Source organism: Sphingomonas sp. P4_D12, from assembly GCF_056401895.1.
In genome coordinates this window covers 522749-547906 of record NZ_JBFUIL010000006.1, presented here as the reverse complement: position 1 = coordinate 547906, position 25158 = coordinate 522749, and the positions used below count along the sequence as shown (strand labels likewise).

The window sequence follows — 25158 nt, the reverse complement described above, 5'->3', positions numbered from 1 at the left end:
AGAAAGAGCCTCGCAAAGCGAGGCTCAATTTCGGCCTCCTAATTCGCACTTATTGGAAGCATCTTCGTGGCTTCGTGTCTTTGTGCGAGCTAATCGACGACCGAAAATCAGTGCCGGAAGTGCCGCATCCCGGTGAACACCATCGCCAGCCCGGCTTCGTCGGCGGCAGCGATGACTTCGTCGTCGCGGATCGAGCCACCCGGTTGGATCACCGCGGTCGCGCCCGCCTCGACCGCCGCGAGCAGCCCATCGGCGAACGGGAAGAAGGCGTCCGATGCGACCGCCGATCCGATCGTTCGCGGCGTCGCCCAGCTAGCCTTGTCGGCGGCGTCCCTGGCCTTCCAGGCGGCGATGCGCGCCGATTCGAGGCGGTTCATCTGGCCGGCCCCGACACCCGCCGTCGCGCCGTCCTTGGCGTAGACGATCGCGTTCGACTTGACGTGCTTGGCGACGGTCCAGGCGAACAGGCAGTCGGCGAGCTCCTGCGGCGTCGGCTGGCGCTTGGTCACGGTCTTGAGGTCGGCGGCGGTGACTCGGCCATTGTCGCGGCTCTGGATCAGCCAGCCGCCGGTGATCGACTTGGCGTCGAGCCCGGCGCGCGCCGGATCGGGCAGTTCGCCGGTCAGCAACAGCCGCAGGTTCTTCTTCGCGGCGAACAGCGCCAGCGCTTCTTCGTCGGCATCAGGCGCGACCACCACTTCGGTGAAGATCCCGGTGATCTGGCGCGCGGTGGCCGCGTCGAGCGGCCGGTTGACCGCGATGATCCCGCCGAACGCCGACACCGTATCGCAGGAAAACGCCTCGGCATAAGCGGTTTCGAGGCTCGCCGCGGTCGCGACGCCGCACGGATTGGCGTGCTTAACGATGACGCAGGTCGGTTCGGAGTCGCGGAATTCGGCGACCAGCTGCAGCGCGGCGTCGGCATCGTTGAGATTGTTGTAGCTGAGCTCCTTGCCCTGCACCTGGCGCGCCTGGCCGATGCCGCGTGCCGACGGCCCGGCATGGCGATAAAAGGCAGCCTGTTGATGCGGGTTCTCGCCATAGCGCAACACGGTCGGCTGGTTGAGGACGAGCGGCAGCGTGTCGGGGAACATCTGGCCCTGGTCGGCAAAGCCGAACCAGCTCGCGATCATCGAATCATAGGTCGCGGTCGCGGCGAACGCCTTGGCGGCGAGCTTCTTGCGCTCGTCGAGCGTGGTCTCGCCTTTTTCGAGCAAGGCATAATCAGCGGGATCAGTGACGATCGCGACGAAAGCGTGGTTCTTCGCCGCCGAGCGCACCATCGACGGGCCGCCGATATCGATATTCTCGATGATCTCGTCGCGTGCGGCGCCCTTGGCCACGGTCTGCGCGAACGGATAGAGGTTGACCACCACCAGATCGATCGCGCCGATCGCATGCTCGTCCATCGCCTTGGCGTGCTCGGGATCGTCGCGCACCGCGAGCAGGCCGCCATGGACCATCGGGTGGAGCGTCTTGACCCGGCCGTCCATCATTTCGGGGAAACCGGTCAGGTCGGATACGTCGCGAACGTCCAGCCCGGCGCCGCGCAGCGCCTTGGCGGTGCCGCCGGTCGAGACCAGTTCGACGCCCTTGGCCGCGAGTCCCGTCGCCAGGTCGACGATTCCGGTCTTGTCCGAAACGGACAGCAGCGCCCGCCGGATGGGGACGATGTCGGTGGCCATGGCGAATTCCTGTGCTGGGGCTGGTTGGCGCCCCCATTGCCGATCAGGTCGCGCGCTTCAAGGCCCAGCTGATATTCTCGCCGCCCGCCGCCGCTTCGCCGCTCACCACCAATTGCTGGGTGGAGACCGGCCGCCCGTCGGGGTCGATCCACAAACTCTCCTCGATCGTCAGCGACCCGCCGCGGCAGCGGAATTGCCACAATCTTCCCGACGGCAAGCGCAGAAGTGCCGCCATGCCGTCAGCGGTCGGTGCCGCCTCGACTCCTGCCCCCAGATGGAAGCGGATCGCGAATGGGATCGTGCCGACCTTGCGCTTGCGTCCGGCCGGTAACAGCATGTCGTCGCCGCGCAATTCGCGGCCGTCGCCCGCCAGCAGCAATTGGCGGCGATGGAGGAATCCGAACCGCCGGGCATAACCGTCATGGCTCGCCTCCAGCCGGCTGGCGCCGTTGCTTTCCTGCCGCGCCAGTTCGACCTCCGCGACGCCCTTGCCCAGCGTGCCGTCGGCATGGATCGCGGTCGAATTGCTGTCGCCGACCACCAGGGTCGAATGCGCTGCGGTGGTGCGCAGCCCTTCGGAAAGCGTCGCCGGAATCTGCGCGATCGCCGCGCGCGCGCCGCCGCAATTGACGATCAGTCGCTCGGCGCCGTCGGACATCTCCAGCGCCAGGGTCGACGCACAGCCACCCTCGGCCAGCCGCGACACCGGCGGCGGGGCGGCATCGACGATCACCACCGCCTCGGCTTGCGCCAGCCGCTGATAGCCCCAGTCGCGCGCCTGGCGCAGCGGCCGCGCGCGCACCCCCGTCGCGGCGACGATCTCGTCGATCCGCTCGCCGCGGATCGGGCCGCCGCCTTGCCAGCTCGAGAGACCATGATCGCCGTGACACACGCCCTGTAGCGCCGGCACCATCCGGCCGAGCGCGGCGGACAAGGTCGCCGGCGGCGCCAGCCGCCGCGCGGTATAGGCCTCGCGCAACGCGGTCAGCAGCATGATGATGTCAACCTGCGCCAACGGCGCGCGCGCGATCACCCCGCCATCCTCGTACACCGCGCCTTCGATCGCCTTTTCCAGCCCGTCCTCGCCGATCTGGCGGCGCGGGTCGCCGCCCGGGATCAGCAGCCCGGCGCAGATCACCCCGCACCAGGCCGCGATCCGCGCGACCCCGGCAGGCGCCTTGTCGGCGCTGCGGTCGAGGTGGCGGGCGCCGCGCGCCAGCGTGTTGAGCACCTTGCTGCGATAGACCAGATCGGACGACGACAGGATCAGCGGTGCGTGCGCGGTCCAGTGGAGGATGCGGCGGCCCCACAATTCGGGCGTCCAGGCGGGTTCGCTAACTTTGTCGGCATGGACTTCCAGCCACAGCCGCATGATCGTCTCGGCGATCGGCACGCCGACCGGGCGCGTCGCCACCGTCGACAGGTCGCGCAGCCAGGCGAAGCTATGGAGGTGATGCGCCAGGGGTTTCGACCAATCGGGCTTGGCGAAATCGAGATCGGCGATCGCCACGCTGTCGCCCCGCACCGCGATGCGTCCGTCGAGCAGCGCATTGCCACGGCGCGGATCGCCGACGAACGGATCCTCGGGCACCGCGACCAGTTTGAGCGGATGGCGGCCGCGCAGCCGAAGGGCGTGGAGCGGGGTGCGCCAGGCGAGCTTGCGGAAGCGTTCGGCAACCCGGTCGGCGAGCGACAGGCCGGCGCTGCTCCCGATGCGGATCAGCCGCTTGCCTTCGTCGATGCCGTCTGGCGCGCGCTCGTCGGTCACCCGCCCCTCAACGCCGCGATATTGGCGGCATAGGCGCTTGGCCCGCCGCGGAAAGTGGCCGTGCCCGCGACCAACGCATCGGCACCCGCCGCGATCACCTGAGGCGCGGTCTCGCGATCGATCCCGCCATCGACTTCCAGGTCGACGTCGAGCCCCTGCTTGTCGATCATCTTGCGCACGGCTTCGATCTTGCGCAGCGCCGAATGGATGAAGCTCTGCCCGCCAAAGCCGGGATTGACGCTCATCACCAGCACCAGATCGACTTCCTCGATCAGATAATCGAGCGCCTTGGCCGGGGTTTGCGGCGTCAGAACGACCCCCGCACGCTTACCCAGGCTGCGGATATGGCGAAGGCTGCGGTGCGTATGCGGCCCCGCTTCGACATGGATCGAGATGGTGTCGGCGCCGGCTTCAGCGAACTGGTCGAGATAGGGATCGACCGGCGCGATCATCAGATGGACGTCGAGCGGCTTGGCGGTGTGCGGGCGGATCGCCTTCACCACTTGCGGGCCGATCGTGATGTTGGGGACGAAATGTCCGTCCATTACATCGACATGGATCCAGTCGGCGCCGGCGGCATCGATCGCGCGAACTTCCTCGCCCAGTTTGGCGAAATCGGCGCTCAGGATCGACGGGGCAATGCGGACGGGATGGGACATGCCCTGCTCTAACCAGCCCTCGCGAATCGGGCAATGAAGAAGCCGTCGCAACCGCCCTGTTCTTCCAACACGCCGGGCAGAATGCGTGCCCAGCCGCGCGGATCGGGGGCGATTCCAGCGGGAAGCTCGTCAGCGCGGACCGGATCGATAGCGAAATCGGGGTTGGCGGCGAGGAACGTCTCGGCCTGCTCCTCGCCTTCCTCGCGCTCGAGCGAGCAAGTAGCGTAGACGAGCGTGCCGCCCTTTTTTACCCAACCTGCCGCCTGGACCAGCAACTGGCGCTGCAAATGCGCCGCTTCCTCGATGATCGCCGGGTGGACGCGATGGAGCACGTCGGGATGGCGGCGGAAAATGCCGGTCGCGCTGCACGGCGCGTCGAGCAGCACCGCGTCGACCGGTGCCGGCGGCGACCAGAAAGCGACATCGGCGGCGATGATTTCCGCCGTCAAATGCGTGCGGGCCAGATTGTCGCGAAGTCGTGCCAGACGACTTTCCGACGCGTCGATCGCGGTAACGCCCCAGCCGGCGGCGGCGAGCTGCATCGTCTTGCCGCCGGGCGCGGCGCAGGCGTCGATCGCGCTCCCCTTCCCCGGCCCGAGCAGGCGCGCCGGGATCGCGGCGGACAGATCCTGCACCCACCAATCGCCGTCCGAGAAGCCGGGCAAATCGGGGATCGCGGTGCCGCGCGGCAGGCGGCGTTGGCCGGGCATCAACTCGAGACCCTCAGGCCCCTCCTCTCCGCCAAGGGTCAGGTCGACGGGCGGCGGCTCGGCGATCGCGCGTCGCGCCGCCTGCACCATGTCGTCGCCCCAGGCCGCTTGCCAGCGCGCGGTGACGGCGTCGGGTAGAGTCGGGGGCTCGGGCAAGGTCGCCTTGCGCCGGTCGAGCGTGCCGAACACGCCATGGACCAATTTGCGCGGCCCGCCATCGACCAGCGGCAGCACGGTCGAGATCGCCGCATGCCCCGGTGTTCCGAGCCGCAGCGACTGGGCGAGTGCGATGCGGAGCGCGAACCGCGCCTTGGCGTCATGCGGCAATGGCCGCTGCGTCGCCGAATCGATCAGCGCGTCTAGATCCAGCAGATGCCGCAGCACTTCCGCCGCGATCGCACGGGCAAGCGCGCGGTCGTTGTCCGCCTTCAGGCTGGAGAGCACGCGCGGCGCCGCCTGGTCGATCGTCTCGCCGCGGCGAAGCACGGCATCGAGCAGGCGAAGCGCGGCCTGGCGGGCGGGGACGCCGGGGGGCAGCGGAGGATTAGACAAGCAGGAAATATCCGATCGTGAAGAGCGCAGCGATCCCGACGAGCCAGATGATCAGGCCCAGGACAGTGGCGGCGATTTTATTGACTGGCCGATCCGGCCTGATCACTTTCAGCACGAATGCGCCTGTGCCCCACATCAATGTGTCGAGGATCGCGTCGACGAACAATTCTGCTATTAAACTGCCCAAAAGGCCCTCCGGCACGATCTGCTATTGCGCCGACCGCTTGCTGCTCCAATGTGGCCCGTCGACGACCAGCGTTCAATCAATGGACCCATCATGCCCCGCCCGCCGCACGTCAAGCCGCCCGCTTACCTCACGCCGAGCCCGCCGGTGCCCGAACCGGAAAAGGTCGAGCCGTCCAAGGACGATCCGCTGGGCAAGGATCCGACGCGGTACGGCGACTGGACGCTGAAGGGCATCGCGGTCGATTTCTAGGATTGCCTGCACTGCAGCTGAATCGTCGCCCCGGGCTTGTCCCGGGGTCCACCGGGCCGCAAGCCCGGGAAAAGAAGCTCCTGCTGCTCGCTAACCTGCACAGTGGATGCCGGGACGAGCCCGGCATGACGATCAGATTTGATCTGCTCGACCATGAATAGACCTTTCGGTCCCTTCGACCCCGCCTAGCGGTTTAGGCCAGGAAGGCGAGACTATCCCTCCTCCACCCACGCCGTCAGCAAGGTATGCGCGATCGCGTAATGCGGGGGCGACAGGAACGGCGCGGACGGGTCGCCGGCCAGCGACTTGCGCACATCCTCGCGGCTGACCCACATCGCGTCCTGCAATTCGTGCGGATCGATCGTGATGACGTCGTCCTCTGCCTCGCCGATGCACGCCATCATCAGCGACGAGGGGAACGGCCAGGGCTGGCTGGCGATGTAGCGGACGTTGCGGACGCGCACGCCGGCTTCCTCGAAAATCTCGCGCGCGACCGCTTCCTCGATCGATTCGCCCGGCTCCATGAACCCAGCCAGCGCCGAATAGCGCCCCGCCGGCCATTGCGGCCCGCGTCCGACCAAAGCGCGGCCCGAATGCTCGGCGATCATGATTACCACCGGATCGGTGCGCGGGAAATGCTCGGCGCCGCACTTAGGGCACAAACGCCCCCAGCCGGCGCGGAACATCGCGGTCTGCGTCCCGCAATTGGGGCAGAATTGGTGGCGGCTATGCCAATCGAGCACGCTCCGCGCCGCGGCATAAGTCTCTGCTTCCTCGGGCCGCATCTGGTCGAGCGCGCGGAACAGGCTGGGCGAGCGTCCCGCCGGCGCGCGCATCCCCGGCACATAAGCGGCGAAATGCGGCTTGCCCTCGATCAGCCCGAGCAGGACCAATTCGGCATCGTCAGGCGCATCGGCCAGGCTGGTCCAGCCAAGCGTGCCGTCCTCGGCCACGTCGGGCTCGAAATTGTCGAGCTTGAGCAGCTTGGCGCGCCAGTCGCCCATCGCCGCCGCCAGTTTCTCGGCATCGTGACGCAGCGGGTCGGCCCGATCTAGTGGGCTACCGGTAAAACCTGGGCGAATCACTTGGTCTTGAATCGCTGCATGTCGCTGATCAGCGCCTTTACCGTCTCGTCGCGGATCGGCCATTTGTCGGCGGGGAAGTAATTGACCATGATCGTGCCGCGGATCTTCTTGGCCGGATTGACCCAGGCCGCGGTGCCGGCAGCGCCGCCCCAGCCATAAGTGCCAGTGCCCATCGAATTCGCCTTGTCCTCCAGCACCACCGATCCGCCGGCGCCGAAGCCCATCTTGGGGCCGGAGGTGCCGCCGGTGGCGCCCGCCACGCCGCCGAACTCGACGCCTGCGGGCAGCAGGTTGGACATGGCGAGTTTGGCGGTCTCGGGCTTCATGATGCGGACGCCGTCGAGTTCGCCGTAATTCTGCAGCATGTGCAGGAACGTGTCGTAATCGCGCGCCGACATGACCAGCCCGGCACCGCCATAAGGAAAGCTGGGCGACGACAGATAGGCCGAGGTCGCCGCCGGATCGAGCGCGAAGAGCTTGTCGCCGGGCAGGAACGCGTAATTGGTCGACAACCGCCCGACCTCGCTCGCCGGCACGGACCAATAGCTCGACTTCATCTTGAGCGGGTCGAAAATGCGTTGCTGGACGAATGCCTCGAACCGCATCCCGCTGGCTTTCTCGATCACCGCGCCCATCAGGTCGAGCCCGATCGAATAGCTCCACTTGGTCCCCGGATCGGCGATCAGCGGGACGGTCGCGACCCGGTCGGCGAATTCCTGCAGCGATGCGGGACGCGTCTTGCGCGCATCGACCTCCATCGCCGCATTGACCTGACCAGGGGTGAGACCCTTGTCCATATAAAGCTGGAGCAACGGCCCCTTGGTGACGATATTATAGCCCAGGCCGGCAGTGTGCGTCAGCAGGTTGCGGATCGTGATCGGGCGCGCCGCCGGACGGCTGTCGACGGTATTCTCGTTGAGCTGGACGCGCATATTCTTGAATGCGGGCAGGAAGTCGCTGACCGGTTCGTCGAGCTTCATCTTGCCGTCTTCGATCAGGATCATCGCCGCCATCGCGGTGATCGGCTTGGTCATCGAATAGACCCGCCACAGGCTGTCGGGACCGGCCGGCGCGGCATTGGCGTCGGTCGCGATCTTGCCGGCCGAGACGAACGAGGTCGGGAAGTCGCCCGCGCCGAACGCGCCGACAATGCCGGGCATCTTGTTGGCGGCGACGTAGGAATCATAGAGCGCCTGGGTGGCGGGCAGCGGGCTGGCGGTCGCGGGTGCCGCAGCCGGTGCGGGCAGCGGTACGCTGGCGGTCTGGGCGATGCCGGCGCCGGTCAGCAACGCGATCGTCGCGGTGGCGGTGAGGAAAGGAGTCAGGCGGATCATCAAGGCTCTCCCGTCGCGCTCGCCGCCTTGGCGAAGACGGTCGGCAGACCCGCCTCCCCCAGCGACTCGATCGGCCACCATATGGCGCCGTCCGGCGCTGCATGCCGATCGATCGGCGCGGTCGCAAGCACGAGTTGCAATCTGAAATGGGTAAAGACGTGCTCGACCGTCGCGGGGAGCAGGCGCCAATCAGCAGGCGCGGGCGCATCGGCCAGGCCAGGCGGCTCGGCGCTCCACGGTCCGGTCGGCAGCGCGCGCATGCCGCCGAGCAATCCCTTTGGCGGCCGGCGCACCAGCAGCACGTCGCCGCCATTGCGCGCCCAGAAGATCGTGCCGTGCCGCGTCGGCTTGGCGGCCTTGGCCGGCTTGACCGGATAAAGCTCCTGATCGCCCGCCGCATGGGCCGCGCATCCGTCGCGCAGCGGGCACAACAGGCATTTGGGCACGCGCGCCGTGCAGATCGTGGCGCCCAGATCCATCATCGCCTGGGCGAAATCGCCGGTGCGGACGGCCGGCGTCAGCGTTGCTGCGGCGGGGCGGATCGTCGCCTTGTCTTCCAGTCGGAACAGCCGCGCGACGACGCGCTCGACATTGGCGTCGACCACGGTTGCGGGCTCGTCGAACGCGATCGCGGCGATCGCGGCGGCGGTATAGTCGCCGATCCCGGGCAGCGCGCGCAGCTCGGCCTCGGTGCGCGGGAAAACGCCCTCATGTTCGGCGACGACTGCGCGTGCGCAGGCGACCAGGTTGCGCGCCCGGGCGTAATAGCCCAGCCCCGCCCACGCCGCCATGACGTCAGCTTCGTCGGCGCTGGCCAGGCTGGCGAAATCGGGCCAGCGCGCGACCCAGGCGGCGAAGCGCGGCCCGACCGTCGCGACGGTGGTCTGTTGCAGCATCACTTCGGACAGCCAGACGCGATAGGGATCCGCACGCTCGCCCGGCCCGGCGCGCCATGGCAGGGTGCGGCGATGGGTGTCGTACCAGCGCAACAGCGCCGGCGCGACAAAACCGGACAGGGATGGTGCGGAAGGAAGCTTGGCGGCCACCCCGCGGCTATGGCATGGATGACCGAATGAGCAAGCGCGCCACCCCCAAAGGCCCGGCTAAACCCGCGCCGGCCAAAGGCTTCGCCAAGGATTCTGGGCGCCCGCGGGGTGGACCGGCGCGCGCGGTCGGCGACTTGCTGCCACAGGTCGGCGGCGCCGCTTTCCGGCGGTTCGGCTTCATCCAGTCCGGAATCGTCACGCGCTGGGCAGAAATCGTCGGACCCAAATATGCCGGCGTATCGTCGCCCGAATCGATCCGCTTCCCGCCCGGCAAGAAGGCCGATGGCGTGCTGACGGTTACGGTCAAGGGCGCGCACGCGTCGATGATGCAGCATATCGCGCCCGAGATCGTCGAGCGGGTCAATCGCTTCTTCGGTTACGCGGCGGTCGCGCGGCTGACGCTCAAACAGGGGCGCGTCGCCGAGCGCACGCCGCGGACCGCGCCCCCCAGCCTGCGCCCCGCGCCGACTCCGCCCGCCGAACTCGGCCCGGGGCTGCGCGCGATCGCCGATCCCGAATTGCAGGCAGTGCTCGCCGCGCTCGCCGCCGGCGTCGCCAGCAATCGCGGCATCCCCGTCCTTGGGCCCGTCAAAGTGCCCGTCATCGGAAAGACCGAGAAATGATCCGTTCGTTGATGGTGCTGGCGCTGATTGCCGGGCTCCCGCTGGCCGCCGGCGCCGCGACCAAGGCGCCGGTGAAGAAGGCCGCTCCGGCCAAACGCGCCCCGGCCAAGGTCAATTGGATCAACGTCGTCGCTGCGACTCCCGAAGGCGGGATGCGGATGGGCAATCCCAATGCCAAGGTAAAGCTGATCGAATATGGCTCGCGCACTTGCCCGCATTGCGCGCTGTTCGACAAGGAAGGGCTTCCCGTGCTCAAGGCCGGGCCGATCGCCGCCGGCAAGCTCAGCTACGAATTCCGCGATTATCCGGTCCATGGCGCGTTCGATCTCGGGCCGATCCTGCTCGGCCATTGCGTCTCGCCGGCGCAATTCTTTCCGTTGCTCGATGCGATGTTCGCCAACCAGCAGGCGCTGACCGCCAAGGCGCAGGCGGCCGAGGCCAAGGTCCAGGCGATGACCAAGCCGACCCCCAACCAGATCGCGACCAGCTTCGCGACCGATCTCGGCTATGTCGATTTCGTCAAGCGCCGCGGCATGGCGCCGGCGCGGGCGCAGGCCTGTCTCGCCGCGCGTGCCGGGGTCGACCGGATCGTCGCGGTGACCAATGCTGCCGAGAAGCAATATGCGGTGAGCGGCACGCCGACTTTCGTCATCAATGGTACCAAGGCCGATAACGTCTATGACTGGGCGGCATTGCAGCCATTGCTCGCCGCCGCCGGCGCCTGAATTTTCCCAAGGGAGTAGTACATGAAGATCTTGCCCCTTTTCGCCGCTCTGCCGCTGCTGGCGCTCGCCGCTTGCGGCGGGTCGGGCAGCGACGCCAACAGCGCGACTCCTGCCGCGCCGGTCGCCGCCAAGCCCGCTCCCGCCGGTACCGCCTGGGTCGACACGGTCGTGAAGACGCCCGAAGGCGGCATGCGGATGGGCAATCCCGATGCGCCGCTCAAGATCGTCGAATATGGATCGCGCGCCTGCCCCTATTGCGGCAAGTTCGATCAGGAAGGGTTCCCGGCGCTCAAGGAGAAGTACATTTCCGCGGGCAAGGTCAGCTACGAATTCCGCGAATATCCGGTCCATGGTCCGCTCGACCTCGGCCCGATCCTGCTCGGCCAATGTTCGGGCGACACCGCGACCTTCTTCCCGATCCTCGATCAGATGTTCGCCAACCAGCAGACCTTGCTGACCAACGAGCAGGCGGTGTCGGCCAAGGTCCAGGCGGCGCAAGGCGCGACCCCGAACCAGGTCGCGACCATGTATGCCGAGGGGCTCGGCTATCTCGATTTCATGAAGCAGCGCGGCCTGCCCGAGGACAAGGCGCGCGCCTGCCTCAACGACAAGGCGGCGGTCGACAAGCTGGTCGAGCGCACCAAGTTCGCCAACGACAAGTTCCAGATCAGCGGCACGCCGACCTTCATCATCAATGGCGAGAAGCTCAACGATGTCGGCGACTGGGCGACGCTCGAACCCGTGCTCAAGGCACGGGGCGCCTGACGGTTGACCGCGCCGGGGGGCCATTGAGCGAATGCAGATAAAACGGCTGAGACTGTCGGGGTTCAAAAGCTTCGTCGACGCGGCCGATCTCCGCATCGAACCGGGGCTGACCGGCGTGGTCGGCCCCAATGGCTGCGGCAAGTCCAACCTGCTCGAAGCGCTGCGCTGGACGATGGGCGAGAACAGCCCGAAGTCGATGCGCGGCGCCGGGATGGACGACGTCATCTTCGCCGGCACCGACAAGCGCACCGCGCGCGATTTCGCCGAAGTGTCGATCCTGGCCGAGATCGACGGCAGCGAGACCGAAGTGGTGCGGCGGATCGAGCGCGGCGCGGGATCGGCCTATCGCATAGACGGGCGCGACGTCCGCGCCAAGGACGTCGCCTTGCTGTTCGCCGATGCCGCGACCGGCGCGCATTCGCCGGCGTTGGTCAGCCAGGGTCGGATCAGCGCGGTGATCTCGGCGCGGCCGACCGAACGCCGCGCAATGCTCGAGGAGGCCGCCGGGATCGCCGGTCTCCATGTCCGCCGCAAGGATGCCGAGCAGAAACTGCGCGCGACCGAAGCCAATCTGCTGCGGCTCGACGAGATCATGGCCGACCAGGAAGCGCGCGCCTCGGCACTGCGGCGTCAGGCGCGCCAGGCCGAGCGCTATCGGCTGCTCTCGGATCAGATCCGCGTCGCCGAAGGGCGGATGGTCTTCGCGCGCTGGCGCGACGCCGCGACGGCGGCCGATGCCGCCAAGGCTGAAGCCGCGCAATGCGAGGAGAAAGTGGCGGCCGCCGCCGAGGCGCAGCGCGCGGCGACCGCGCACCAGCATGCCGCAACCGAAGCGCTGGGCGACGCCCGCGCGGTGGCGACCGCGGCGCGTGAAGCGGCGAGCGAGGCGGCGCATGCGCTCGCCGGTCTGCGCGCCGAACACAGCGCGGCCGAGCGGCGGATCGTCGAGCTTGCTGGACAACGCAACCGGATCGGCGAGGACCGCGAGCGCGAAGGGGCGCTGGCGGTCGATGCCGCCGAGGCGCTGGCGCGGCTCGATGCCGAAGCCAAGATGCTGGCGAAACGCGCCGACGAGGCCGCCGCGCGGCTCCCCGCGCTCGACGCCAATTTGGCCGAGGCCGAACGCGCGGCGCGCGACGCCGATGTCGCGCTTGCCCAAGCGATGAGCCGGCAAGCGGCCGAACTCGCCGATGCGCGTGTTGCCGACGCGGCGGCGGCGGCGGCCAAGGCGCGGCACGACCGCGCGTTGCGCGATCAGACGAGCCTGGCCGCCGAACTGAAGGCGCTGGGCGATGCCGCGCCGCTGCGCGAGGAACGCGACCGCGCGATCAAGGCGCGCGCCGACGCGCTCGATTCGACCGAAACCGCGCGCGGCGCCCGTGCCCGTGCCGACGCCGACGAACGCGCAGCGCAGGAGGCGCGCGACGCCGCCGAACAGGCGCGGGCCGCGGCACGCGCCGAGCTCGCCGCGATCGAAAGCGAAGTGCTCGCGCTCGAAAAGACGACCCGCCCGTCGGGACGCGACCGCCTGCTCGACCATGTCCGCGCCGCGCCGGGGTACGAGCGCGCGCTGGCGGCCGCCCTCGGCGACGATCTCGAAACCGGGCTCGACGCCGCGGCCGATCGCTATTGGGCTGGCGCCGAGCCGCAGCCGGGCGATCCGGCGGCAGGCGCGCTGACGCGGCTCGCCGATCATGTCGAAGCGCCCGCGGCGCTGGCGAGGCGATTGGCGCAGATTCTGGTCGCCGAACGCGACGACGGCCAAGCGCTCGCGGTCGGGCAACGGCTGGTGACGCTTGGCGGTACCTTGCGGCGCTGGGACGGCTATGTCGCCAAATCGGGTGGCGCGGCGGCAGCCGAACGGCTCGAACGGATCAACCGCTTGGCCGCGCTCAACAAGGCACGGCCCAGGGCGCAAGGCGCGGTGGAGAAGGCCAATGGCCAGCTCGACGAGGCCGAACGCCGCATCGCTTCCGCGCGCGCCGACGCCCAGGCAGCGCGCGCGTCGCTCGAGCGCGCCGAGAATGCCGCGCGCGAGGCGACTCGTACCGAGGACCGCGCCACCGCGCAGCTCGAACGGATCGAGGCGCAGCGTGCCGATCTCGATACGCGTGGGCGCCGGGTGGCGGCCGAAGTCGGCGAAGCCGAAACCGAACTGGCGCGCGCCGAGGCGGCCCGCGCCGCTTTGCCCGACGGCGCCGACACGCGCGCCGCGGTGGCGCGGCTCCAGGCCGAGGCCGAGGCGCGCCGCGCCAATGCCTCCAACGCGCGCACCGATCGCGCCCAGCTCGACCGTGCGATCGCCGCCGACCGCGAACGGCTGGCGGCGGCCGAGGCCGAGCAGAAAGGCTGGAAAGCGCGCGCCGGCGAGGCGGCCAAGCGCATCGCCGATATGGACAAACGCGAGGCGCAACTCGCCGCCGAGGCCGAAGCGGCGGAAGCGCGCCCGGCCGAACTCGCCACGCAGATTGCCGCGCACGAAGCCGGCCATGCCGAGCTGCGCACTGCCGCCGACACCGCGGCGGTCACCGAGCGCGAGGCCGAATCGCGCGTCCGCACGACCGAGGAAGCGGGCCGCATCGCCGCCGAAGCGCTGTCGCTGGCGCGCGAGGCCCGCGCTGGAGCCACGGCGCGCGCGGAAAACCAGGATCTGCGACGGATCGAGATGGCGCGACTGTCGGGCGAGCGCTTCGCTTGCCCGCCGCCCCTGCTCGGCGAGCGCGTCGGGTTCGATCTCGACGACGTCGGCGATCCGCAGGACGAATCGGTCAAGCACGACAAATTGCTGATCGATCGCGAGCGGCTCGGGCCAGTCAATCTGGTCGCCGAAACCGAACTCGCCGACCTCGATTCGCAGCGCACCGACGCCGCGGCCGAGCGCGACGAGCTCGGCCAGGCGGTGGCGCAACTGCGCGGCTCGATCGGGACGCTCAACCGCGAAGGCCGGCAACGCCTGCTCGCCGCGTTCGAGGCGGTCAACGGCCATTTCCAGCGGCTGTTCACGACCTTGTTCAACGGCGGCGCGGCGCGGCTCGAACTGGTCGATTCGGACGATCCGCTCGAGGCTGGCCTCGAGATCATGGCGCAGCCGCCGGGCAAGAAATTGCAATCGCTTACCTTGCTATCGGGCGGCGAACAGGCGCTGACCGCGGTCGCGCTGATCTTCGGCCTGTTCCTGACCAACCCCGCGCCGATCTGCGTGCTCGACGAAGTCGATGCCCCGCTCGACGACGCCAATATCGAGCGCTTCTGCGACCTGCTCGACCGTATGACCGTGGAGACTGCGACGCGCTATCTGATCGTCACGCACAATGCGGTGACGATGAGCCGCATGCACCGCCTGTTCGGCGTGACCATGGTCGAACGCGGGGTCAGCCGGCTGGTGTCGGTCGACCTGGGCGGCGCGGAGAGTTTGCTGGCTGCGGAGTGAGGTGCTCGGCCAGCGCGGGCGTCGCCTGCGGACGCACATAACGCTGTTTTGACGAAACTTGCTTCTGATCCGTCACCAGGGAAGGCAAATTGGTTCAACCGTAGCGCGATAATGGTGTGGCCGTCTCAGATTGGCGCGAGCTCGTTGCATTCGATCTCGTATTTTCCTCGACTCAATTCGCCGAGCGCGCTCGCATCGCCGCAGATTCGGATAGATTGTGTCCGTTGGCCCGCCGACCAGCTTGTAAGTGGTCGGCTTGTCCGCCGAGATGGCCAATGCCAGCGCGAGTGCTATCGCGATCACGGCTGCTGCCCTATTTGCTCCGGCAACAACAACTTCCCGAACACCAGCTTGATCGCCACGAACACCGCCGCCGCGCCCAGGATCGCGCCGACATGGATTCCCCAGAATTGCCCGGCCGGCATGATCTCGAGCCAGCCGCCGACCACGCCGACCAGGTAATTGGCCAGCGCGAGGAACAGGTAATAGATGCCGACCACCGTCCCCGAGATCGCTCGCGGCGCGGCACGCGAATAGAGCGCGAGGCTGACCGGAAAGACGTTGGCGAACCCCAGATTGTTGAGCGTGTTGACGGCGAGCGCGACCCATAAAGCCGGCTTGACCCCGGTCGCCTCGTGACGGCTGGCGACGATCATCACCAACAGGAACGCGGACGACGAGATCAGGCAGCCGATGATCAGCTTGGTCATCTCGTCGGGCTCGCGCCAATGCCGCGCATACCAGCGCCAGAACGCCACCGCGCCGGCCAGCGTCACGAACCCGGTGAAGGCGTCGAACGAGACCAGGAACGAGGTCGGCATACGGTGCCCGAACAGCATGAATTCGTAGGACCGGTCGGCCCAGACCAGATAGGCGTTGAACATCTGCTGGTTGCCGATCGCACTCACCGCCAGCACCGGGACCATGAACAGCAGCAGCACCAGCACGACGATATCGCGCCGCGTCATCGCCGGGCGCGGTGCCGCCGATGCGCGCGCCGCTCGCCGCTCGATCAGTGGGTCGGGCGGCAGATGGCGGCGACCCGCCAGATAGATGACCAGCCCGATCACCATCCCGACGCCGGCCGCGCCGAATCCCCAATGCCAGCCGACTTCCTCGCCCAATGCGCCGCAGACCAACGGCGCGAAGAACGCACCGAGGCTGATGCCGATATAATAGATCTGGAAGGCATCGGTCGCGCGGCCGTCGCCCGGCGCGTAGAGCCCGCCGACCTGGCTCGCGAGATTGCCCTTCAAGCAGCCGACGCCGAGCACGAGCAACAGCAAGGCGAGCAGGAACGACACGTCGAACGCCATCAGGAAATGGCCCGCCGCCATCAGCAGCGCGCCGATCGTCACGGTCAGCGTCTTGCCCAGCCAGCGATCGGCGAGCAGCCCGCCCAGGATCGGGGTGACATAGACCAGCATCGTATAGGTGCCGAAGATGTGCGAGGCGAGCGCCTGGGTGTTGGGCGGCGCGCCATAAATCCCTGCCAGCACGTTGCTGAACCAGCCGAACCCGACGATATGCTCGACATGCGGCGCCAGCAGCAGCGCCTTGACCATGTACAGCACCAGCAAGGTCTGCATGCCGTAATAGGAAAAGCGCTCGAACGCTTCGGTGAAGGCGATGACCGGCAGGCCGACGGGGTGCCCCAGGAATTCGCGACGATGCGGCACATCGACGGGTCGCGGCCCGGCATCCGGTTCTTCGATCGTCACGCACCCGCTCCCACTCGAAAGAGTGAGGCTAGGGCGATGGCACGGCAGGGGCAATGGGCAGCGTCCGGGGATCATTCGCCCCGGCGGCCTGATATAGTTCACGCGAAGGCGCTAAGGCGCGAAGCGCTCTTTTTCGCGCAGAGGCGCGGAGAACGCAGAGGTGCTTTCCTTCCGGACGGGGCGCCGGATAATTGAGGGCCTCGCCTTTGCGGGCTCTCTTTTTTCTCCGCGCCCTCTGCGCCTCTGCGCGAACCTTCTTAGCGCCTTCGCGCCTTTGCGCGAAAACATATAGCTCCTGACGGACCATCGGACGCCCGTGCGAAATCTCAGACGACCGCTTGCCCCAGGCCGAGCTCTACGGCACCACCGTGCGCATGACCGAAGCCGCTCGCGCCGACACCGTTTTTTTCGGCCACCCGCGCGGGGTCGCCTATCTTGCCTTCACCGAATGCTGGGAGCGGTTCAGCTATTACGGCATGACCTCGCTGCTGACGCTCTACATGGTCCAGCAATTGTTCCTGCCAGGCCATGCCGAGCATGTGCTGGGACTCGCGGCGTTGCGGCAGGTGTTCAGCTGGCACGGCGCGCTCAGCGATGTCGCCTTCGCCTCGTTGATCTATGGCTGGTATAGCGGGCTGGTCTACTTCACCCCGATCCTTGGCGGCTGGATCGCCGATCGCTGGCTGGGCGCCAAGGCCACCGTGGTGATCGGCGCCTTGCTGATGTGCGCCGGGCATCTGGCGATGGCGTTCGATGCGTCGTTCCTGCTCGCATTGTCGCTGCTGATCCTCGGCTCGGGCTGTCTCAAGGGCAATATCGCGGCGCAGGTCGGCGAGCTCTATCCGGCCGAGGCGGAATCGCGGCGGACGCAGGGCTACACGATCTTTTCCGCCGGCATCAATCTCGGCGCGATCCTGGGACCGCTGGCCTGCGGCGCGCTCGCCGCCGCCTATGGCTGGCATGTCGGGTTCGGCGCGGCGGCGGTGCTGATGCTGTTCGCTTTGATCATTTATCTCGCCGGCCAGCGCCATCTCGCCGGGCGCGGCCCGCGCGCCGACCGTGTCGAGCTGCCGCCGATGACTGCGGCCGAGCGCAAGCGGATGTGGCTGCTAATCCTGGTCGCAACGATGACCGTGTTTCCCAACGTCGCCTTTCCGATGATCTGGAGCATCGGGGTGCTGTGGGTCGACCAGCATGTCAGCCTGTCGACGCCATGGGGCAATATGCCGCCCTCCTGGTTCAACTCGATCGACCCCTTCGCCTCGGTCGTCGCGGTGCCGCCGTTGGTGGCACTGTGGGCGTGGCAGGCCAAGCGCGGGCGCGAGCCGTCGGACGTCGCCAAGATCGGCATCGGCTCGCTGTTGACCGGCCTGTCCGCCTTCGTGCTCGTCGCCGGCGCGTTGTTGCCCGGTGCCGACGGCAAGACCGCCGTTTGGTGGGCGCTCGCCGGGTTCTTCGGCATGGGTGTGGCGTTTCTCTATTACTGGCCGGTGCTGCTGGCGCTGATCAGCCAGGCCGCGCCCAAACAGGTTACCGCGACGATGATGGGCGGGGTGTATTTGTCCTTCTTCCTGGGCAGCGTGATCATGGGCTGGGTCGGCAGCTTCTACGACACGATGAGCCCGGCCGCCTTCTGGGCGCTCGACGGGACGATCGGCTTGGTCGGCGGCGTGCTGATGCTGGCGATCGCGCGGCCGGTCGCGCGTGCGCTGGAACCCGTGCCAGAGGGAGATTCGGCGTCGCGCTGACACCCACGAATTCGCTTGGTACAAGACCGGAACGGGCGTAACATTCGCGTCATGCGCGGGTTTATCCCCTTGCTGATATTGGCCCTTGGCGCGACGGGTGCCCCGTCGTCGGCCGATAGCGGCGTTCCCCAGGATCCGCCGGTGGTTCCGGCGACCGGCGCGACCACCGCGGCGACCGCATCCGAGCTGCTCGGCTTCGCCGATGCCGATCAGCGCATGACCGTTCCCGTGTCGATCGGGCCGAGCGGTCCCTATTCCTTCATCATCGATACCGGGTCGGAACGGACGGTGGTGTCGCGCGAACTGGCCGACGTCCTCAAGCTCGCCACCGGACGCCGCGTCCGCGTGACGACGATGGCGGGGCAGACCGAGCTCGGCACCTACAAGCTCTCCGATCTCCGCGTGAACATGATCGCGCCCGACTTGATCGAGGCGCCGGCGGTCGAGGCGACCAATCTCGGCGCGCCGGGCATGCTGGGTATCGACGCGCTCAAGGGCCACGCCGTGTCGATCGATTTCGACAAGAATGTGATGGAGGTTCGCGCTTCCAAGAAGCGCGGCCTGATGGGCAGCCCTGACGACATCGTCATCAAGGCCAAGAATCTCTACGGCCAGCTGATCGTCACCGACGCGCGCTATCGCGGCAGACGCATCTCGGTAGTGATCGACACCGGGTCGCCGGTGACCGTCGGCAACCTCGCATTGCTCAAGCGCGTGAAGACCGAAAAATCGCTCGGCACGGTTTCGCTGCAAGCGGTGACCGGCCAATATCTCCAGGCCGATTACCGCGTGATCGACTCGCTCGACATCGCCGGAGTCGGTTTCCACGGATTGCCGATCGCCTTCGCCGATGCGGTGCCGTTCAAGCGGTTCGGATTGAGCGATACGCCGGCATTGATGCTCGGCATGGATTCGCTGCGGCTGTTCCGCCGTGTCCAGATCGATTTCGCCAATCGCGAAATCCGCCTGACCTTGCCGCGCAACGTGATGGCGAGTTCGGCCCGCATGCGTCCCTGAGCCCGGGCGGTTGCCAGCCGCCTGATTTCGCGCTCTAGTCTCCTGGTCATCGCAACAATCGGGGGTCGGCATGCGCGCTTTGGGATGGATCATTGCGGCGGGCCTCGTCGCGCAACCGGTGGTCGGAGCGGCAGCCGACCTCCGTCCCGACCAGCAAGCGTTTTTCGGCCTCTACAAGGAACTGGTCGAGACCAACACGGTGGTCGACATCGGCAGCTGCACCCAGGCGACCGCGCAGATCGCCGCGCGGATGAAGGCGGCGGGCTATAGCGACAGCGAGCTGACGCCCTTCTCGGTCCCCGACCATCCCAAGGATGGCGGGTTGGTCGCGACCCTGAAGGGTAGCGACCCCAAGGCCAAGCCGATGCTGCTGCTTGCGCATATCGATGTCGTCGCCGCCAAGCGCGAGGATTGGGTGCGCGATCCGTTCAAGCTGATCGAGGAGAACGGCTTCTATTATGGCCGCGGCACGGTCGACGACAAGGCGATGGCGGCGATCTGGGCCGATTCAATGATTCGCTTCAAGGCGAGCGGATACAAACCGAAGCGCACGATCAAGCTGGCGCTGACGTGCGGCGAGGAGACCACTTACGCGTTCAACGGCGCGCAATGGCTGGCCGCGAACAAGCGCGATCTGATTGCCGCGGAATTTGCGCTCAACGAAGGCGGCGGCGGGCGCTACAATGCCAAGGGCGAGCGCGAGTTGCTGGCGATTCAGGTCGGCGAGAAAGCGGCGCAGAACTTCACCTTCACCACCACCAATCCCGGCGGGCACAGTTCGCAGCCGGTGCCCGACAACGCGATCTACGAGCTTGCCGACGCGCTCGAGAAAGTGCGCGGCTACGAATTCCCGGTGAAGTTCACCGACACGACCCGCGCCTTCTTCACCGCGGTCGCCGGCGCGCCGCAGACACCGGCGCCGATGGCCGCCGCCGTCAAGCGGCTGCTCGCCAATCCCAGTGATACCGAGGCCGACAAGATCGTCTCGCTCGACAAGGCGATGCATTCGACCCTGAGGACGACCTGCGTCGCGACCTTGCTCAACGCCGGCCATGCCGAGAACGCGCTGCCGCAAAAGGCCACCGCCAACGTCAATTGCCGCATCTTCCCGGGCGAAAGCGTCGACGGAACGCTCGCCAAATTGAAAGAATTGGCCGGGTCCAAGGTGACCGTCACCGCCAACCAGCCAGTCCGCCCGATCGGCATCCCGCCGACGCTCGATCCCAAGATCGTCGGACCGATGAAGACGCTGGCCGACAAATATTTCCCCGGCGTGCCGATGCTGCCCAGCATGTCGACCGGCGCCACCGACGGCATCTTCTTCGAAGCGATCGGCATCCCGACCTATGGCGCGCCGGGCGTGTTCATCGAATCCGACTTCAGCGGCATCCATGGATTGAACGAACGCATCCGCGTCGAGTCGCTCTATGTCGGCCGCGATTACCTCTACGACCTGGTGAAGGCGTATGCGGGGTAACTCAGTCCTTCTTCACCGGTGAACGGATCAAAGTGGGTGCCTACCCGGAGGGGCCATTGGCCTCACCAGTAGCTAAGTCACCGCTGGTTATCGCCGCTCAAACGCAGCAACGCCGCGCCATGCGAAGGCACATTCCGTACGATCCGGCCCGTCGCCGTCCCGGCATCGGCGCGCGCCCAGCAATCGCGCACGCGCACCGTGCCACGCAGGCCGAGCTGGCTGAGGGCGATCGATATTTCGCGCGGCTTCGCAGCGGTGTTGAACAGCGCGAGATAGGTGTCGCCGTCGGGATGGCGCGCCGACCATATACGCGTGTCGTCGGCCAGGAAGTGCGGACGGTTGTCGCTCGACTGCTGGTTGACGGCGATCACTTCGGGATTGGTCAGCAGATCGAGCGTCGCCTGGTCGAGATGGCGCAGGTCGCCGCCCATGATCAGCGGCGAGCGTGCGATCGACCACAAGGTCATCAGCGTGCGTTGCTCGTCGGGCGTGAACTTGGTGTCGCGCTGCCCGAGCGCGAGGCGGCCGAGCGGCAGCATGTCGGCGTCGGGCCAGCAGCCGGGCGAGCGATGCGGGTTCCAATTCTCCAGCCGCGTGAACTGCGCCTCCAGCAGCGGCCATTCGTCCCAGAAATCGTCCGAGATACGCCACATCTGCGCATGTTTGCGGACATGATCGGCGCGGATCACCGGGGTTTCGCCAGGCGAGAGGCTGAGGATGATCGGCCGCCCGGTCGCAAGGATGGCGCGATGCGCGGCCTCGATCTCGGGCGCGTGGGCGTCATAGGGGCGGCTCATATCGTCCATCTTGACGAAATCGACGCCCCAGGACGCATAGAGCCGGAAGACGCTGTCGTAATAAGCCTGCGCGCCCGGCCGGGTCATATCGACTCCGTACATATCGGGATTCCACGGGCAAATGCTGGCGGTATCGGCGATATCGCGCGCGTTGTAGCGTGTGCCGAGCACCGGCAAATTGCGCTCGACCGCCAGCCGCGGGATGCCGCGCATCAAGTGGATGCCGAACTTGAGCCCGAGCCGGTGGACGTGCGTCGCGATCGGCGCGAAGCCGCGTCCGTTCGCACTCGACGGAAATCGATTGGGGGCAGGAAGCAGCCGACCATTGCCGTCCATCGTCGGCATTGGCTTGGCGGCATAAGTGTAGCTCGATGCGCCGGGTTCGTACCATTGAATGTCGATGGTGAAGATGTCGTAGCCGGCCGGCTTCAGTCTGGCCGCCATGATTGTCGCGGTCTCGAGCGCCTGGGCTTCGTTGATCGTGGTGGCGAAGCTGTTCCAGCTATTCCACCCCATTGGCGGCGTGGACGCGAGCGGGGGGCTCCGGCGGGCGCGGCCGGCTCGTGCGATGGCCGGTGCCGCGGCGGCCGCGCCGGTCCCCAGCAGCAGCGCGCGGCGGTCGATCGTCGGGCCGTTCATATTTGCACTCCCCTTTTTGCTGGTGCACTTCCAGCGCGCCGGCTCGAGCGCTTGGCTGCTGACGTCCCGCGAGTCAATTTGAGTTCGCTCGTCGGGACGTCAACCGCTTCAGGAACGCCTAAACCGTCACCTGCTCGCCCAGCTCGAGCACCTTGCCCGGCGGGATATGGAGGAAGTCGGTCGGGTCGCTGGCATTGCGCTGCAGGAACATGAAGATGCGGTCCTGCCATAACGGCATGCCGACCTCGGCATCGGGCTTGAGCGTGTTGCGGCCGATGAAATAGCTCGCCTTCATCGGGTGCAGGTCGATCAGCCCCGCCTCGGTCGCGTCGGCCAGCGCGCGCGGCACGTCGGGCGTCTCCATGAAGCCGTAGCGCAGGATGACGACGCTGAAATTGTCGTCGATCCGTTTGACCTCGCACCTTTCCTCGGGCGGCACTTGCGGCCGGTCGGTAGTGCGCACCGATGCGACCAGATTGACCTCGTGCAGCACCTTGTTGTGCTTGAGGTTGTGGAGCAACGCCCCGGGCGCGCTGTCGGGATTGCCGGTCAGGAAGATCGCGGTGCCTTCGACGCGCTCGGGCGCGCGGCGCGCGAGCGCAGCAGCAAGGTCGGCGAGCGGGACGCTCTGGCGTTGCTCGAAGGTCTTCACGATCGCCTTGCCGCGCACCCAGGTGAAGATGACCAATCCGATCAACGCGGCGATCACCAGCGGCACCCAGCCGCCTTCGATCACGCGCAGGATATTGGCGCCGAAAAAGATCAGGTCGAGCGTCAGGAACGGCAGGATCAGCGCCAGCGCCCAATGGCGCGGCCAATGCCAGCTGTGCCGCACCACGACATAAGCGAGCAGGGTAGTGATCACCATCGTCCCGGTGACCGCGATGCCGTAGGCCGCGGCCATCGCCGACGAGGTGCGGAACTGGATCACCAGCACCAGCACGCCGACCAGCAGTAGCCAGTTGATCGACGGCAGATAGATCTGCCCGGCATAATCGGCCGAGGTGTTGCGCACCCTGAGGCGCGGCAGGAAACCGAGCTGGACCGCCTGCTGGGTCAGCGAATAGGCGCCGGTGATCACTGCCTGGCTGGCGATGATCGTCGCCAAGGTCGCCAGGATGACGAGCAATGGGCGAACCTGCTCGGGCGCCATCAGGAAGAACCAGTCGGCATTCTCGAACTTGCCGCCGGCCGCCTGCACTGCTTCGAGCTTGTTGAGCGTATAGGCGCCCTGTCCGAGATAATTGAGGCACAAGGCCGGAAAGGCGAGCAGGAACCAGCCGAGCCGGATCGGCTTCGCCCCGAAATGCCCCATGTCGGCGGTCAGCGCCTCGGCCCCGGTCACCGTCAGGAACACCGCGCCCAGCACGAACAACCCGAGCACGCCATGTGTCGCCAGGAAACCGGCGGCATAATAAGGGTTGAATGCCCACAGGATGCCGGGCTCGTCGGCGATATGGTACAGGCCCAGCCCGCCAATCACCAGGAACCACAGGACGCAGACCGGGCCGAACAATCCCGATACGCGCGCGGTGCCGTGCGACTGGATCAGGAACAGCCCGATCAGGATCACGATGGTGACCGCCATGATGGTGTGCTCGCCGATCGCATCAGCACCGCCGGGAATCGTGCGCAGGCCTTCGACCGCCGACAGCACCGATAGCGATGGGGTGATGATCGCGTCGCCATAGAACAGCGATGCGCCTGCCGCGCCGAGGACCAACGCGATGCGCGAGCGCCAGCCGAGCGCGCGCCGCGCGAGCGCCGCCAGCGCGAGCACGCCGCCCTCGCCCTGATTGTCGGCGCGCATCAGGAAGGTGACATATTTGATCGAGACGACCAGGATCAGCGACCATAAGGCCAGGCTGAGCACGCCGAGGATCTCGTCGGCGGTCAGCCCGTCGGCTGCGGCCTGGCCCAGTGCTTCGCGAAAGGCGTAGAGCGGGCTGGTCCCGATATCGCCGAATACCACGCCGATCGCGCCGATGGTCAGCGCGGCAAGCGCCTTTTTCGACATCGTTTTTTGGGGTGAAATGGCTGCTGACATGGAGTCGGATGGGCCTGCCGGGAAGGACGGCGCGCTTTACGCCTGTTGGCGCGCCGATCAAGTGGCATTTGTTGCACTGCCGCAAGCCATTGATCGCGCCTTGCTATTACGGCATGGATGGGAAATGGTTCCCTTTTCGTTCGCCGGCCATCAGTTTGCCGCGCTGCCTGACGGCGCGCTGTTCTGGCCTGCGCGGCGTGCGCTGATCGTCGCCGACCTGCATTTCGAGAAGGCGAGCTGGTTCGCTAGCTTCGGCCAGATGCTGCCGCCCTATGACAGCGCAGCGACCTTGGCGGCGCTGGAGAACGCGGTCGCGGCGACCGCTCCGGCCGAGATCTGGTGCCTTGGCGACAGCTTCCACGATTCGCGCGGCTGCGAGCGCTTGCCCGTCGCCGAACAGGACCGGTTGCGCGCGCTGACTGCCGCGCATCGCTTCGTCTGGGTGATCGGCAATCACGATCATGCGATGGCCGATCCGTGCGGTGGCGAGATCGTCGACGAGGCCGAGATCGACGGGCTGGTGCTGCGGCACGAAGCCGATCCGCGCGACCCGCGGCCGGAATTGTCCGGCCATTTCCACCCCAAATTGCGCGTCCGCGTGCGCGGGCGATTGGTGTCGCGGCGGTGCTTCGTCGCGACCGGCACCAAGCTGGTGCTGCCCGCGTTCGGTTCGCTCACCGGTGGGCTCGACGTGCACCATCCGGAAATCGTCCGCGCGGTCGGCCGGTGCGGCGAAGCGCTGGTGCCGGTGGCGAACCGGCTGCTGCGTTTTCCGTTGGCGGCATGAGATCTAAGCCCTCTCCCGTCTACGGGAGAGGGTTTGGGTGAGGGTCTTCTTTCTTCTTCCGGGCAATGAGGTCTAAAAAGAAGGAAGAAGACCCTCACCCTCCCGCT

At 67.2% G+C, this 25158-nt stretch carries 20 protein-coding genes; 9 read left to right on the top strand and 11 right to left on the bottom strand.

Translation table 11 applies throughout. The annotated features are described in order from the left end of the window. Positions 1 to 107: 107 nt before the first annotated feature. The 5 genes from purH to AC1DSD_RS15220 are packed head-to-tail and all read right to left on the bottom strand — an operon-like array spanning position 108 to position 5561. Entirely contained in the window at positions 108 to 1685 is a 1578-nt protein-coding gene (gene purH, locus AC1DSD_RS15240) for a bifunctional phosphoribosylaminoimidazolecarboxamide formyltransferase/IMP cyclohydrolase (RefSeq protein WP_478031262.1), read from the bottom strand. 43 nt (positions 1686 to 1728) lie between these two features. Continuing rightward, positions 1729 to 3453: a heparinase II/III family protein gene (locus AC1DSD_RS15235; RefSeq protein ID WP_478031260.1), complete on the bottom strand. Its 1725-nt coding sequence runs from the start codon at positions 3451 to 3453 to the stop codon at positions 1729 to 1731. After that, on the bottom strand, positions 3450 to 4112 hold the full coding sequence (gene rpe, locus AC1DSD_RS15230; RefSeq protein WP_478031259.1) for a ribulose-phosphate 3-epimerase: 663 nt from the start codon (positions 4110 to 4112) through the stop codon (positions 3450 to 3452). The genes AC1DSD_RS15235 and rpe overlap by 4 nt, the downstream gene beginning before the upstream one ends. 8 nt (positions 4113 to 4120) lie before the next feature. Further along, positions 4121 to 5374 carry an RsmB/NOP family class I SAM-dependent RNA methyltransferase gene (locus AC1DSD_RS15225; protein ID WP_478031257.1) on the bottom strand — a complete coding sequence of 418 codons (1254 nt, stop codon included), beginning with the start codon at positions 5372 to 5374 and terminating at the stop codon, positions 4121 to 4123. Continuing rightward, a complete protein-coding gene (locus AC1DSD_RS15220) occupies positions 5367 to 5561 on the bottom strand; it encodes a hypothetical protein (protein ID WP_478031256.1) in 195 nt (64 codons plus the stop codon). The genes AC1DSD_RS15225 and AC1DSD_RS15220 overlap by 8 nt, the downstream gene beginning before the upstream one ends. Positions 5562 to 5651: 90 nt before the next feature. On the opposite strand from AC1DSD_RS15220, the gene AC1DSD_RS15215 reads away from it, so the two are divergent. Beyond that, positions 5652 to 5810 (top strand): DUF1674 domain-containing protein, encoded by a 159-nt coding sequence (locus tag AC1DSD_RS15215; protein WP_478031254.1) that lies wholly within the window; start codon positions 5652 to 5654, stop codon positions 5808 to 5810. A 212-nt stretch (positions 5811 to 6022) separates the two neighbouring features. On the opposite strand, the gene nudC is transcribed toward AC1DSD_RS15215, so the two are convergent. From nudC to AC1DSD_RS15200, 3 genes are read right to left on the bottom strand one after another with little or no spacing between them, the layout of a single operon-like run. After that, a complete protein-coding gene (gene nudC / locus AC1DSD_RS15210) occupies positions 6023 to 6895 on the bottom strand; it encodes an NAD(+) diphosphatase (protein WP_478031252.1) in 873 nt (290 codons plus the stop codon). Beyond that, entirely contained in the window at positions 6892 to 8229 is a 1338-nt protein-coding gene (locus AC1DSD_RS15205) for a serine hydrolase domain-containing protein (RefSeq protein ID WP_478031250.1), read from the bottom strand. The genes nudC and AC1DSD_RS15205 overlap by 4 nt, the downstream gene beginning before the upstream one ends. Beyond that, positions 8229 to 9221, bottom strand: coding sequence for an A/G-specific adenine glycosylase (locus AC1DSD_RS15200; RefSeq protein WP_478031380.1), 993 nt, complete (start codon positions 9219 to 9221; stop codon positions 8229 to 8231). Before AC1DSD_RS15200 ends, AC1DSD_RS15205 begins: the two co-directional genes overlap by 1 nt. A gap of 80 nt (positions 9222 to 9301) precedes the next feature. On the opposite strand from AC1DSD_RS15200, the gene AC1DSD_RS15195 reads away from it, so the two are divergent. Genes AC1DSD_RS15195 through smc form a run of 4 tightly spaced genes read left to right on the top strand, consistent with a single transcriptional unit; the run spans position 9302 to position 14818 of the window. Beyond that, positions 9302 to 9898, top strand: coding sequence for a DUF721 domain-containing protein (locus AC1DSD_RS15195; RefSeq protein ID WP_478031248.1), 597 nt, complete (start codon positions 9302 to 9304; stop codon positions 9896 to 9898). Beyond that, entirely contained in the window at positions 9895 to 10623 is a 729-nt protein-coding gene (locus AC1DSD_RS15190) for a thioredoxin domain-containing protein (protein WP_478031247.1), read from the top strand. The genes AC1DSD_RS15195 and AC1DSD_RS15190 overlap by 4 nt, the downstream gene beginning before the upstream one ends. A gap of 21 nt (positions 10624 to 10644) precedes the next feature. Further along, the gene (locus AC1DSD_RS15185) at positions 10645 to 11388 is read left to right on the top strand and encodes a DsbA family protein (protein WP_478031245.1); all 744 of its coding nucleotides are present in this window, start codon (positions 10645 to 10647) and stop codon (positions 11386 to 11388) included. A 31-nt stretch (positions 11389 to 11419) separates the two neighbouring features. Next, positions 11420 to 14818: a chromosome segregation protein SMC gene (gene smc / locus AC1DSD_RS15180; RefSeq protein WP_478031243.1), complete on the top strand. Its 3399-nt coding sequence runs from the start codon at positions 11420 to 11422 to the stop codon at positions 14816 to 14818. A gap of 299 nt (positions 14819 to 15117) precedes the next feature. On the opposite strand, the gene AC1DSD_RS15175 is transcribed toward smc, so the two are convergent. After that, positions 15118 to 16539 (bottom strand): peptide MFS transporter, encoded by a 1422-nt coding sequence (locus AC1DSD_RS15175; RefSeq protein WP_478031242.1) that lies wholly within the window; start codon positions 16537 to 16539, stop codon positions 15118 to 15120. A gap of 338 nt (positions 16540 to 16877) precedes the next feature. On the opposite strand from AC1DSD_RS15175, the gene AC1DSD_RS15170 reads away from it, so the two are divergent. The 3 genes from AC1DSD_RS15170 to AC1DSD_RS15160 all read left to right on the top strand — a co-directional run bounded on the left by AC1DSD_RS15170 (position 16878) and on the right by AC1DSD_RS15160 (position 20781). Beyond that, positions 16878 to 18287 carry a peptide MFS transporter gene (locus tag AC1DSD_RS15170; protein ID WP_478031240.1) on the top strand — a complete coding sequence of 470 codons (1410 nt, stop codon included), beginning with the start codon at positions 16878 to 16880 and terminating at the stop codon, positions 18285 to 18287. Between the two features lie 51 nt (positions 18288 to 18338). After that, positions 18339 to 19304, top strand: a complete 966-nt coding sequence (locus AC1DSD_RS15165; protein WP_478031238.1) for an aspartyl protease family protein — start codon at positions 18339 to 18341, stop codon at positions 19302 to 19304. Between the two features lie 70 nt (positions 19305 to 19374). Continuing rightward, on the top strand, positions 19375 to 20781 hold the full coding sequence (locus tag AC1DSD_RS15160; RefSeq protein ID WP_478031237.1) for a M20/M25/M40 family metallo-hydrolase: 1407 nt from the start codon (positions 19375 to 19377) through the stop codon (positions 20779 to 20781). Between the two features lie 77 nt (positions 20782 to 20858). Here the strand turns inward: AC1DSD_RS15160 and AC1DSD_RS15155 are convergent, their stop codons facing one another. Together AC1DSD_RS15155 and AC1DSD_RS15150 are read right to left on the bottom strand one after the other, a co-directional pair. Beyond that, positions 20859 to 22217, bottom strand: a complete 1359-nt coding sequence (locus AC1DSD_RS15155) for a glycoside hydrolase family 27 protein (protein WP_478031235.1) — start codon at positions 22215 to 22217, stop codon at positions 20859 to 20861. Between the two features lie 118 nt (positions 22218 to 22335). Then, complete coding sequence (locus AC1DSD_RS15150; RefSeq protein ID WP_478031234.1) at positions 22336 to 24234, bottom strand: potassium transporter Kup; 1899 nt, start codon at positions 24232 to 24234, stop codon at positions 22336 to 22338. A gap of 154 nt (positions 24235 to 24388) precedes the next feature. On the opposite strand from AC1DSD_RS15150, the gene pdeM reads away from it, so the two are divergent. Next, entirely contained in the window at positions 24389 to 25051 is a 663-nt protein-coding gene (pdeM, locus tag AC1DSD_RS15145; RefSeq protein WP_478031232.1) for a ligase-associated DNA damage response endonuclease PdeM, read from the top strand. Positions 25052 to 25158: the final 107 nt, after the last annotated feature.

Coding starts and splice junctions, on each gene's coding strand:
- AC1DSD_RS15185 (WP_478031245.1), top strand. CDS start 10,645: ATGAAGATCTTGCCCCTTTTCGCCGCTCTGCCGCTGCTGGCGCTCGCC.
- rpe (WP_478031259.1), bottom strand. CDS start 4,112: ATGTCCCATCCCGTCCGCATTGCCCCGTCGATCCTGAGCGCCGATTTC.
- AC1DSD_RS15205 (WP_478031250.1), bottom strand. CDS start 8,229: ATGATCCGCCTGACTCCTTTCCTCACCGCCACCGCGACGATCGCGTTG.
- AC1DSD_RS15150 (WP_478031234.1), bottom strand. CDS start 24,234: ATGTCGAAAAAGGCGCTTGCCGCGCTGACCATCGGCGCGATCGGCGTG.
- AC1DSD_RS15160 (WP_478031237.1), top strand. CDS start 19,375: ATGCGCGCTTTGGGATGGATCATTGCGGCGGGCCTCGTCGCGCAACCG.
- smc (WP_478031243.1), top strand. CDS start 11,420: ATGCAGATAAAACGGCTGAGACTGTCGGGGTTCAAAAGCTTCGTCGAC.
- AC1DSD_RS15165 (WP_478031238.1), top strand. CDS start 18,339: ATGCGCGGGTTTATCCCCTTGCTGATATTGGCCCTTGGCGCGACGGGT.
- AC1DSD_RS15215 (WP_478031254.1), top strand. CDS start 5,652: ATGCCCCGCCCGCCGCACGTCAAGCCGCCCGCTTACCTCACGCCGAGC.
- AC1DSD_RS15190 (WP_478031247.1), top strand. CDS start 9,895: ATGATCCGTTCGTTGATGGTGCTGGCGCTGATTGCCGGGCTCCCGCTG.
- purH (WP_478031262.1), bottom strand. CDS start 1,685: ATGGCCACCGACATCGTCCCCATCCGGCGGGCGCTGCTGTCCGTTTCG.
- AC1DSD_RS15155 (WP_478031235.1), bottom strand. CDS start 22,217: ATGAACGGCCCGACGATCGACCGCCGCGCGCTGCTGCTGGGGACCGGC.
- AC1DSD_RS15195 (WP_478031248.1), top strand. CDS start 9,302: ATGAGCAAGCGCGCCACCCCCAAAGGCCCGGCTAAACCCGCGCCGGCC.
- pdeM (WP_478031232.1), top strand. CDS start 24,389: ATGGTTCCCTTTTCGTTCGCCGGCCATCAGTTTGCCGCGCTGCCTGAC.